Source organism: Paenibacillus sp. GYB003, assembly GCF_036577625.1.
Taxonomy (GTDB): Bacteria; Bacillota; Bacilli; order Paenibacillales; family NBRC-103111; genus Paenibacillus_AB.
This window is the reverse complement of the sequence record NZ_JARBDC010000005.1, coordinates 54,249-66,145: the sequence shown is the minus strand read 5'-3', so window position 1 is coordinate 66,145 and position 11,897 is coordinate 54,249. Positions and strand designations below refer to the sequence as shown.

General features: G+C 48.0%; 11 protein-coding genes. All 11 read right to left on the bottom strand.

Going from position 1 to position 11,897, the window contains the following annotated elements; all coding sequences use genetic code 11:
* Positions 1–47: 47 nt before the first annotated feature.
* Positions 48–941, bottom strand: coding sequence for a UTP--glucose-1-phosphate uridylyltransferase GalU (gene galU / locus PV407_RS03785; protein WP_332088537.1), 894 nt, complete (start codon positions 939–941; stop codon positions 48–50).
* A gap of 174 nt (positions 942–1,115) precedes the next feature.
* Positions 1,116–2,282, bottom strand: a complete 1,167-nt coding sequence (locus PV407_RS03780) for a DegT/DnrJ/EryC1/StrS family aminotransferase (protein ID WP_332088536.1) — start codon at positions 2,280–2,282, stop codon at positions 1,116–1,118.
* Between the two features lie 4 nt (positions 2,283–2,286).
* Entirely contained in the window at positions 2,287–2,985 is a 699-nt protein-coding gene (locus tag PV407_RS03775; protein WP_332088535.1) for an acetyltransferase, read from the bottom strand.
* Complete coding sequence (locus PV407_RS03770) at positions 2,982–3,599, bottom strand: sugar transferase (protein WP_332088534.1); 618 nt, start codon at positions 3,597–3,599, stop codon at positions 2,982–2,984. Before PV407_RS03770 ends, PV407_RS03775 begins: the two co-directional genes overlap by 4 nt.
* A 32-nt stretch (positions 3,600–3,631) precedes the next feature.
* Positions 3,632–4,921 (bottom strand): nucleotide sugar dehydrogenase, encoded by a 1,290-nt coding sequence (locus tag PV407_RS03765; RefSeq protein WP_332088533.1) that lies wholly within the window; start codon positions 4,919–4,921, stop codon positions 3,632–3,634.
* Between the two features lie 58 nt (positions 4,922–4,979).
* On the bottom strand, positions 4,980–6,179 hold the full coding sequence (locus PV407_RS03760; RefSeq protein ID WP_332088532.1) for a glycosyltransferase family 4 protein: 1,200 nt from the start codon (positions 6,177–6,179) through the stop codon (positions 4,980–4,982).
* Positions 6,176–7,336, bottom strand: coding sequence for a non-hydrolyzing UDP-N-acetylglucosamine 2-epimerase (gene wecB / locus PV407_RS03755; RefSeq protein WP_332088531.1), 1,161 nt, complete (start codon positions 7,334–7,336; stop codon positions 6,176–6,178). Before wecB ends, PV407_RS03760 begins: the two co-directional genes overlap by 4 nt.
* A gap of 1 nt (position 7,337) precedes the next feature.
* Positions 7,338–8,450: a polysaccharide biosynthesis C-terminal domain-containing protein gene (locus PV407_RS03750; protein WP_332088530.1), complete on the bottom strand. Its 1,113-nt coding sequence runs from the start codon at positions 8,448–8,450 to the stop codon at positions 7,338–7,340.
* 12 nt (positions 8,451–8,462) lie between these two features.
* Complete coding sequence (locus PV407_RS03745) at positions 8,463–9,491, bottom strand: nucleoside-diphosphate sugar epimerase/dehydratase (protein ID WP_332088529.1); 1,029 nt, start codon at positions 9,489–9,491, stop codon at positions 8,463–8,465.
* A complete protein-coding gene (locus tag PV407_RS03740; RefSeq protein WP_332088528.1) occupies positions 9,484–10,677 on the bottom strand; it encodes a glycosyltransferase family 4 protein in 1,194 nt (397 codons plus the stop codon). Before PV407_RS03740 ends, PV407_RS03745 begins: the two co-directional genes overlap by 8 nt.
* On the bottom strand, positions 10,674–11,876 hold the full coding sequence (locus PV407_RS03735) for a glycosyltransferase (RefSeq protein WP_332088527.1): 1,203 nt from the start codon (positions 11,874–11,876) through the stop codon (positions 10,674–10,676). The genes PV407_RS03740 and PV407_RS03735 overlap by 4 nt, the downstream gene beginning before the upstream one ends.
* Positions 11,877–11,897 lie beyond the last annotated feature (21 nt).

The window sequence follows — 11,897 nt, the reverse complement described above, 5'->3', positions numbered from 1 at the left end:
TTTTCGGTACTTCCTTTTCACACACAATTGCAAGCAGCTTGCGCGTTTTATTTTTTCACAGAAACCATTCCTTCTTCCAGCACTTCCTGCAAGTACTGCCGGACGTCCTGCACAAGCTCCCTGCGCTGCAACGCAAAATCGATCGTAGCCTTTATGAACCCGAGTTTATCTCCAACATCGTATCGTTTTCCTTCGAACCGGTACGCGAGCACTTTTTGATTCCGATTCAATCCCTTCAGAGCGTCCGTTAATTGAACTTCTCCTCCAATCCCAGGCTCAAGTGTTTCCAAAATATCGAATACTTCCGGTCTGATTACATACCTGCCCATTATTGCCAAATTGGAAGGAGCATGCTGAACAGCTGGCTTTTCAACAAACGATTCAACCCCAATGATATTGTCACCGAAGTGCTCTGCCAATGGCGCAATGATCCCGTATTTCGACACCTCATGAGCCGGAACGCCCTGAACACCGACCACCGACGATTCGTATTGCCGGTATACATCCAGAAGATGCTTGAGACAAGGGGTGTCGGATTGAATGATATCGTCTCCAAGCAGGACTGCGAATGGCTCATTGCCGATAAACGTTCTGGCGCACCAGATTGCATGCCCGAGGCCGAGCGGTTCCTTCTGTCGGATATAATGGATGTTAGCCATCTCTGCAATGTTTCGAATGTCTTCCAAGTCAGCCCACTTTTTCTTCGCCCTCAGCACATCCTCCAATTCGTACGATATGTCGAAATGATCTTCAATCGCCCTTTTGTTGCGGCCGCTTATAATAATGATGTCCTCAATGCCAGAAGCGATCGCTTCCTCGACGATATATTGGATAGCAGGCTTATCCACAATCGGCAGCATTTCTTTTGGCTGTGCCTTTGTAGCGGGCAGAAACCTCGTTCCGAGTCCCGCCGCCGGAATGATCGCTTTTCTCACTTTCATCTAACGGTTCACCTTCGCTACAAGTCTGAGTTACATATTTTAATAGAATATGTTTCAATTCTTCGATATAACATTGCACGGATGCTTCGGGCTCCCATCTTTTATGTGCACTTGCGATAAAAGACGTTAAGTCTCGGGATAACCCCTTCAACTCGGGAGGATACTCGATTACCTTCATATCTGAACGACCTTCTTCAAGCACTTCTCTATGACGTGAACGACCCTTGCCAAATCCTCACCCGTCATATTGGATCCCGAGGGCAAACATATACCGTTCTCGAACAGGCGATCCGATATGCTCTCTCCCTCGTCGTGCGTATAGTACTCACAGTCTTGAAACAGCGGTTGCAGATGCATGGGCTTCCAAATCGGCCGCGCTTCGATATCTTCCTGCTCAAGCCGGTTCAACACTTCAGCAACTGTTACCCCGGTTATCTCCGGATCTATCGTAATGGCAGTTAACCAGCGGTTACCGCGGCTTGAGGGAAATTCCGGCATAAACACGATTCCAGGAACCTCCCCGAACGTTTCTTGATAAGCTTCGAATATACTCCTTCTCGCCGTTATCCGTTCGTTCAATACGGTTAATTGGCCCCTTCCTATGGCTGCAAGCACATTGCTAAGGCGATAATTGTAGCCGATCTCGCTATGCTGGTAATGCTTTGCAGGGTCCCTTGCCTGAGTAGCCCAAAAACGAATTTTATCGATCGCTTCGACATTATCGGAAACGAGCATCCCTCCGCCCGACGTAGTGATGATCTTATTGCCGTTAAACGAAAATAATCCGAACTGGCCGAACGTGCCGCTAGACCGTCCTTTGTAAGTAGCTCCTATCGATTCTGCAGCATCTTCGATTAACGGAACGCCATAAGCTTCACACAATTGCACGAGTGGGTCCAAATCAGCGCTTTGTCCGTACAAGTGTACGACAATAACGGCTTTAGGCAGATTCCCCCGCGATTTCGCTTCTGCCAGCGCCCGTTCCAAAGCAAAAGGAGACATGTTCCACGTCTCGGGCTCAGAGTCGATAAATACCGGTTTCGCTCCGACGTACAGGATTGGATTGGCGCTGGCGACGAACGTCAGCGTGGAACAAAAAACAGTATCTCCCGGACCGACATTCAAATAACGAAGCGCAAGATGAAGGGCTGCCGTTCCGGAGCTTAATGCGACAGCTGCTCGGGCTCCTACAAACTGTTCGACTTCCCTTTCGAATCCTTCCACATGCGGGCCGAGAGGAGCAATCCAGTTTGTAGAGAAGGCGTCCTGAACATACTTCAGTTCTGCTTCCCCTAAATGCGGCGGGGACAAATAAATTTTCTTTTTTCCTGATGCTGCCATTTCCCTATTCTCCTCCCATACGAGAAGCAGCCACTTCATCGTGATATTTGATCAATTTTGCAGGGACGCCAACCGCCGTGCAGTAAGCGGGCAACGAATGGATAACGGCAGCCCCCGCCCCTACAATCGTTCTTGTTCCTACTTCTACACCGGGCAGTACGGAAACGTTCGTCCCCAAATACGTTCCGTAACAAAGCTTCACAAAGCCGGAGACGTTCGTTCCGGGCAGGACGGTTGAAAAATCTTCGATTACGCAATCATGGCCAATCGTCGTTCCATAATGAACCAATACGTGGGAACCGATCCGATTGCCAGGTTCCACAATCGCATAAGCGCCAACGGACGTGCCTTCCCCGATCTCCGTTTCTTCCCCTATGATTGCTGTAGGATGAATCAAGGTAGGAAAACGCAAATTACGGTTCATTTCCAGCGCTTTGCGAATAATCTGAATACGTCCGGAGGAAAGACCGATCGCACTCATAGCATAAACATCATGGAATTTGCGATCAGCCAAAAGCTCGATTTGTCCAAGGACGGGATAGTTATTGACCGTTTTTCCACGCAAGTTGATATCGTCATCCAAATAACCGAGGAGTTCCCATACGTCCTCGACCTTGTTCAAATCAATGATCAATTGGGCAATTCCTTTACCCAATCCTCCCGCACCGATAATAACAATTTTGTTTTTGGTTTGTATCTTCACTGTTGGACCGCCTGTTTTTGAGAATTCCCCTGAAATTCAGGCATCGTTACAGAGCCGGAATGATTGATCCCTTCGGGGCGGATCAATTTGAGAACTGTTTTCCAAATAATGATCAGATCCAACCAATTCGTCCTGTTATCTACATACCAAACATCTAATGCGAACTTTTGCTCCCAAGATAAAGAGTTTCTTCCGTTCACCTGTGCCCATCCCGTAATACCCGGGCGAACTTCGTGTCGCCGGGCTTGTTCCGGACTGTATAGGTTCACGTATTTCATCAAGAGCGGCCTTGGACCAACCAGGCTTAGTTCGCCTTTAATCACGTTAAGCAACTGCGGAAGCTCATCGAGACTATACCGCCTCAAGAAAGAACCGAATGGAGTAAGACGCTGTTCGGCGGGTAAAAGTTCCCCGTGCTCGTCGTATAAATCGGCCATCGTACGGAATTTATAGATTTGAAACGGCCGCATGTGCCAACCCGGTCGAAGCTGCTTGAACAAGATCGGAGACCCCAGCTTCATTCGAACCAACAATGCCGTGACGCCAATAAGCGGCAGCAACACTAGAAATGCAGTCAATGCTATGGTAAAGTCCAAACAACGTTTTACTCTCATACCGTCCATCACTCCAATTGTCATTGACATCGTCAACGTAATACCATCGGTTCCACATTTCTAAGCAAATGCAGATTGCCGTAGTTAAATAGTGCCGCTTTCGTACCAGACGGAAAAGTAACGCAATGTTTCGTATCGAGCACCACCGGCGTCTGCATGCCCTTCAACCAATCGGGGTCAATATAGCGGAACTCGTAATGATCCGCCAGAATAACCAGACATCTCGCCTCGTTCAAGGCCTCCTCTGCCGAATGAATCCGAAACGGACAATGATCGGGTTGTACGTGAGGGTCGTGCACCCTTACCTTATATCCTCTTTTCATAAGCTGGTGCACTACTTCCAAAGCCGGACTTTCCCGGATATCGTCGACATTCCCTTTATAGGTCAAACCGAAAGCGGCGATCAAATGGCCCTCATATGGCGGAACAAGCTTCCCCACTTGTTCTACCACGAACTCCGGCATCGAATTGTTGATTTGACGCGATACGCTCATAAGAGGTGTGGCGGATGGCGCCTTCTCAATGATGAAGTACGGATCCACGGCTATGCAATGGCCTCCGACTCCCGGTCCCGGCGAATGTAGATTTACGCGCGGATGTTTATTGGCAAGCTCGATGACTTCCAACGCATCGACACCGAGCAATGAAGAAACTTTAGTCAATTCGTTAGCCAGTGCGATATTGACGTCGCGGTACGTATTTTCCATCAATTTCGCCATTTCCGCGGAGGTGGAGGATGTCAAAACGATTTCGCCGCGCACAAAGGCGCGATAGAATGAGGCGGCTTTTTCCGCCGAGATTGGATTATATCCTCCGATTATTCTGTTGTTTTCTATCAACTCTCTAAAAATGTTGCCAGGGAGCACTCTCTCGGGGCAATGCGCCAAATAAATCTCATCCCCAACCCTCCAACCCGCTTCGGCAAGAATGGGGGCGACAACGTCATCCGTAGTTCTGGGAGGAATTGTTGATTCGACAATAACGACGTTGCCTGACCGCAAATACGGTACAATGGACCGGGTTGCCGACACAACATAATCCAAGTTTGCCGTATGGTCCTCATTAACTGGTGTCGGTACGGCTATGATGTATGCATCCGCCATTTCAGGCGAGTTTTTCGCTTGAAATGAATACCGGCTGCATACATCCTCATAAATTTCCTCAATTCCGTTCTCTTCAATATGGATAACTCCGGCGTTCAAAGATTTGACCACGCGTTCGCTGACATCGACTCCGACGACCTCGAAACCGGCCTTTGCAAATACAAGCGAGGTAGGCAGGCCAATGTAGCCTAGTCCAACTACACATATCTTCCCTATCATTGGTTTCCTCTCTTCCTACGTTACGTTTTGTATCAATCAGTACACGAATAATTGTGAGTTATCCATTCGACAGATGCTTTTTAATCGTCGCGTAAGCTTGTTCTACCGTCCAATGCTTATCCAAATAGTCCCTTCCGTTCATTCCGAGACGCTTTCTCAATGATTCATTTCGATACAACTTATCGAAATTTTTTCTATACTCCTCCAATTCGCCCGTTACCGAGCAAAGACCCGCTTGCGCTTCCGCCAAAATGTCCGCGTAATCCGTGTTACGGTCTACCGCCGCCAATATCGGGATGCCCGCTTCGAAATAGGACAACGTTTTAGAGGGAATGTTTGGTATCGTAAAATGCCTGTTTAAATTGATCAGTCCGATGTCGCATACCCTTACTAACTCATCATAGTCCGATGTGGGCACCTTTTCTTTCAACAACACGTTTTCCAAAGACATTTCGCGAATTTTTGCCTCCAGTCTTTGTCGCTCAGTACCGTCTCCGATAATAAGAAATGCAATATCTTCCTGTTGTCGGTATAGCGCCGCCAATTCAAGTAAAAAATCAAGCTCCTGCGGCTTACCCAGATTGCCTCCGAAAATAGCCACAAATTTGTTTTCCAAACCGTATTTCGCTTTAATGGCCGTATTGATTCCATCGCTCTTCCGATTCACCTTTTTCCAATTGGGCAATAACTCCAACTTATCCCTGCTTACTTCCCGGTTATGTTTCATCACATACTCGATGTTGCCCTTAGACATGCAGCCGATATGGTCGGAAATCGCGTACAACTTCTTTTCCAACATTCGAAAGTAAGCAAACACCGGACCTCCCGAAATCATGCCCAAATCCCGTGCGTTTTGCGGGAAAATATCGCGAAGTATCAGATACGTTTTGCAGCGATCCCTTTTCTTGATATAGTTCGCGACAGAAGCAAACGTGATCGGCGGCGTGGGGTACACAACCAAATCATATTTAACGCCTTTAAAATATTCGTTGATCGCTTGCTTAAATATTGCCGGCAGCCTGATGGTCGAGAGTCCCTTTCTGATGGCTCCGACATTGAACAGATCGCCGCTTTTGATTCGTAACACCTTCAATCCTTGCTCTTCCTGCAAGCAGGTATTGCGTCCGTATTTGTTCTCGAGCAAGGTTGCGACATAAACATGATGTCCATTACGATAAAACTCCTGTGCAAGGTCCGTATACAAATTGGAGCCCTTGGAGTTTTCGGGAAACGATATCATCAGAAACAAAACATTCATACGAGGATCCTGCCCGTATGTATTTCCGTTTCGAATTTGTACCAGGTATACGCATTAATGATGGGGGTATAGCTCTGGATCAACTTCACTACTTTTAGCGACACATTCCGATCTGCATAATCCCCCGGAAGGTTTGCTTTTGCTCTCTCTTCCCGCATGGATACGGCAAGACGCACCGATCGAAGCACATCCTCGGTCTTGATCCCGCCAATAATGATCGATCCTTTGTCCAGCACCTCAGGTCTTTCAGTGCTCGTTCGGATCAACACGGCCGGAAAGCCGAGCATGGCCGATTCTTCGCTCAGCGTCCCGCTATCGGACAATACGCAAAAAGAATGCTTTTGCAATTTGTTGTAAGCGAAAAATCCGAATGGGGGAAGCGACCGAACTAGCGGGTGGAAGCGGATTCCCCTCTCCTCGATCCGTTTGCGGCTTCTCGGGTGTGTCGAATAAATGACCGGGAGCTGGAATTCCTCTGCCGCTGCATTCAAGGACTGTGTCAAGTGCTCAAAATTTTTTTCAAGATCCACGTTTTCTTCCCGATGTGCGCTGACGAGAATGTAACGACCAGCTTCCAATTGCAGTTCGTCCAGCACCTCGCTTCGGTCGATCGCTTCCAAATGATCGCACAGCACTTCGGACATCGGCGAACCGGTAACGAAAATGTGCTCCTTCCTAAATCCTTCGCTAAGCAAATAACGGCGGCTGTGCTCCGTATACGGCATATTGATGTCGCTGATATGATCGACAATTTTCCTGTTGATTTCCTCAGGAACGTTTTGGTCAAAGCAGCGATTTCCCGCTTCCATGTGGAAAATCGGGATTTTCAGTCTTTTCGCGGCAATCGCGCTTAAGCAGCTATTCGTATCTCCCAAGATTAACAGAGCCTCCGGCTTTTCCTTTTGCAAAAGTTCGTACGTCTTTGCAATAATGTTCCCCATCGTTTCCCCGAGATGGGAACCAACGACACCGAGGAAGTGATCGGGTTTACGCAGATTCAATTCTTCGAAAAAGATTTCATTCAATGTATAGTCCCAATTTTGCCCTGTATGTACGAGTACATGATTGAAATAACGGTCACAGGCACGAATGACTGCAGAAAGCCGGATAATCTCCGGTCTTGTGCCGACAATGGTCATCACTTTCATCTTATTCATCCTACACCTCTAATAGGTAAGTATCCGGAGACTGCGGATCAAATATTTCGTTCGCCCAGAACAAGACGATCAGTTCGCCGTCCGACATATTTTCAATGGAATGGGTATATCCCGGGGGAATGTCCACGACCTGGATGTCATCGCCCGATACTTCGTAAGAAAGCACGTCCTCTTCGAACACATTACGGAATTTGATAACAGCCCTTCCGTTGATTACGCAGAACTTTTCGACTTTTGTATGATGGTAATGATTACCTCTCACAATCCCCTTATATGATTTTGAAACAAATATTTGACCGAATTGCTTTGATTTGACGATCTCGGCCAAACTACCTCGATTGTCGATCTTCATTTCCAACGGATACGCAAACTGCTGTTTCGGAAGATAAGACAAATATGTCGCGTGCAGACATTTCATGAAAGGATCGGAAAGGTCCGGAAGAACGTGCGATATTCGAATGTCCTTAATCAGTCGGAGCTTATCGACCAATTCTCCCAGCGTTACTTCGAATAAGCGATCGATACTGCGATATTCCACTGAACCCTCGCGTCCAATCTCCGCGATCAGGCTGGCAAGGGAATCCACGACATCGTCGATGTAAACAAGGGACAGCTTGCGCTCCGGGTCGGATATCGTAATATCCAAATCGCGAGCGATATTATGGCAGAACGTGGCCACGACGGAATTGTAGTTCGGTCTGCACCATTTCCCGAATACGTTCGGCAACCTGTAAATGTAGCATTTTGCACCCGTTTTTTCACCATAGAGCAGGACCGATTGTTCGGCGCTTTTTTTGCTTTTGCCATAAGGATTATCCAATACGGCTTGCGATGAAGAGGCCAGAACTACCGGAGTTCGGTGGCCGTACCGCGCAAGTAATGTGACAATTTGTTCGGTCAGCCCCGCATTCACATCCATGAACAATTGTTCCCGCTCCGGCCGATTCACACCGGCTAAATGGTAAACAAGATCCGCCTGCATCAAACCATGCTCCAGTGTTTGAAGATCGTCCTTGCTATCAAAAACATTCACCGTAACGTCGAGCCTTTTAAGGCGGTCTATCAGATTTTTGCCTATAAAACCGTTAGCTCCCGTTACCAATACATTAGTCATTGTTTCGCCTCCTCAAACTCCCAGAAGATCGCCCGCTTGAAGTTCCTCCCGAATGTATTCGAGGTTGAGGAGCAGCTTCTTAATCTGCTCCACATTCATCCGCTCCGTGTTGTGGGAGCTATAGTCTTCAAGCAGCGAAATTTCCTGTTCACCCTCAATGAAATATTTATTATAGTTCAAATCGCGATTATCGGCCGGAATCCGGAAATATTCTCCGAAATCTATCGCTTTGGCAAGTTCTTCGCGGGTCAATAATGTTTCGTAAAGCTTTTCCCCATGCCGGGTACCGATAATTTGGACTGGGCTTGCTGCGTCAAACAACTGCTTAAGAGCTTCAGCCAGATCGATGATCGTCGTCGCCGGAGCTTTTTGCACGAAAATATCGCCTTGACGACCATGCTCAAACGCATAAAGCACCAAATCGACTGCGTCATCCAATGACATCAAAAACCGGGTCATGTTCGGATCGGTGATCGTAAGCGGTTTGTTTTCCTTGATTTGCTTCACGAACAATGGAATGACCGAACCGCGTGAAGCCATGACGTTGCCGTATCGAGTTCCGCAAATCACCGTCTGATGCTCGGTTAAGGTTCTGGCCTTGGCGACCATAATCTTCTCTGCCAGCGCCTTCGATTGCCCCATCGCGTTTACCGGGTATACAGCTTTATCCGTGCTTAGAAAAATCGCCTTTTTCACATTGTTCGCGATGGCGGCATTTAATACGTTTTCCGTTCCGATGATATTCGTCCTCACCGCTTCCAGCGGATAAAACTCGCAAGAAGGCACCTGCTTCAGGGCGGCGGCGTGAAACACGTAATCGACTCCCCGCATAGCCGCCTGGATACTATCCTCGTCACGGACGTCGCCAATGTAAAATTTGACCTTGCCGCTATTCAGCTCAATCCTCATATCTTCTTGTTTCTTCTCGTCGCGGCTGAAAACGCGAATCTCTTTAATCCCGGTATTTAAAAACCTTTTCAATACGGCATTTCCAAACGAGCCGGTCCCTCCGGTAATCAACAGCGTTTGATTATTAAACATTGGTCATCCTCCCGTATCGACCGTTTTGCGTCGTTTCGTATTTCTCCTCCAAAAGTAGAGAGAACATCCGTTCCAGGTGGGCTTCCCTCGTAAATTGATTTCGATAGCGAATCTTCGCAGCTTCGCTCATGGCTGCGTAACGTTCATGATCTGAAGCAATATCTGCAATATTCCTGGCTATCGAATCCGGGTCCGCAAAAGGAACGAACGCTCCGTTCTGTTTATCTGTAACCATGTCGGAGATAGCCCGATAATCCGTCGTGATGACTACATGACCATATGCCAACGCCTCGATGATTGCTAGCGGCTGCCCTTCATTGTCATAGTTGGTCGGCAACACGAAAAAATGTGCCTCCTCCAACGCTTTTATTTTTGCTTCTCCTTCCACGGTGCCCCCGAATTCGACATAATCGCTCAACCCGTTTTGCAGAATGAAAGTTTCAAACAATTGACGGCCGTGTTCCGCGTCACGTACCATGATATCGTCACGGCTTGCTAAAAATTTGCCATAAAATGAACACTTCACGTTCAATCGATAATCATGCACAAGCTGTCTTACTGCTTCGAGAACGTGTAAGTACCCTTTTGACTCGATCAGGTTCGACAGGTACAATAGCCGGATCGGTTCATCCGGGGAGTCCGGCAATCGTTTGCTTCCGCTTTGATCCTCGGCCGCAATCGGAATTCCATTTGTAATCACACTGATTTTGGGGGCCAGTGCCGGTTCAAAATCGAACATCCCTATAAGTTTCTCGCCAAGCACATATATACCATCCGCTCTTCGTAACGTAACCCGAATAACGGTGCGAAGCCAGGCTTGTTGCGCGTCATAGAAACGGTCATAATTCCCTCCATGAAGATGAAGCAGAATACGATGGCCAAAAAAAACGGCAATCCATACCATGAAAAAATCTCTCCAAAAACCTTGGAGAGACTGGGCGATTGTTATGTATACCGTTTTTTTTCCGAAAGCTGTTTTCCATATATAATCGAGCAAAATCTTTGCATACTGCAGCGCCCTAAATTTCGTGCCGATCTTCTCCCTGGTTCCGCTGGTCAAATTCACGACGCGATACGATACGCCCCGTTCCGCAAATCCGTCAACCAACATTTGCACGGCTAACGCTTGACCCGATATGGGTGGCGGAAGCGGTCCTACTACAATGACTTTTCGCTTTGCCTTCAACCAAATTCCCCCAGTTCTTTTCCTTCACGCGCATGGATCGCTCTCGCCGCGCTTTGCTTCTCGGGTACGGACCGTAATGCCAAACTTTGATAGTGATTCGATATCGCCTCGATCGAGAATTGATCGAGAAACTTTTCCAATTGTTCTGGTTTGATGTCATGTACTCGGCTCAAAAAACGGACAATGTCTCCCAAAACAGCCGATCCCTTGAATATCAGCCGCTCTTCTATCGTCAAGGCAGCCGGATATTCGGCAAAAAATTCTGCCGAGCTATCTTCGGAAATAGAGATCAGGTTCAAAACGGGTTTTCCCGTGCTGGCATACTCAACCAGCTTGCTCGGAAGAAGTTCTGGCGTCTTGTTTCCGATGTTGACCAATACGTCGGCATCTTTCATCACTTCGTAGACTTGTTCCCGCGGCACTACTCCATGAACGAACAGATTGCGATTGCGGTAAAGCTGGTAAGAGTCGAAAGATGCCGCACATCCATCCATTTTTCCATAAAAATGAAGTTCCAGTCTTCGGGTCATTTTTTCCCGAATGAGCAGCTCGAATAATTGAAGCAGCCCGTCCGGACTACGGATATTAGGGTAAAGCGTACCGATGAATACGAGTTTAAGCGTCCCCTCCCGCCTATTCTCCCCAACAGGGCTGAATAGCGGTGGCGCAGATAGAAGGGGAGGACTGACTGTAAGCTTGCCTGTATCCGCTCTAAACGTTTGCATGTACTTTTCCTTCGTCTTTACTGTATTGACCACGACACTGTCGGCCAGCTCCAATATGTTAAGCTCCGATCGAAAGTTGATCCGTCCAAACAATTTGACATTGTTGACCGGCATTGTATGGAAATAAAACGGATCGCCTACATCAACGATCCAGTTTAGGCCCGGGTATTTCCGTTTGACCGCCGCCCCGGCCCAATGGGACGAAAACGGATGAGAGACGGATATCATCGTATCATAACCCCGCTCCCTCACAAGTTCTTTCGCCGCCCGTACGGCGCTACGCGCCCATAAGCACGCGAAATCCGGCCAATAAAGCTGTTTCCATGTCGAATCGTGCAAAACTTTTGCGGCTATGCGGAGCTGCCGCTTCCAAGATAATTTCTTTCCTTCGCCCTCGGAAGAGGGGGCCGACGGGCGAGCCGCTGTAAGCCGCCTCCTCCACTTTTCCGAGAATTGCCCTCCGACCCGATACATTTGAACGCCGTTACCCTTCTC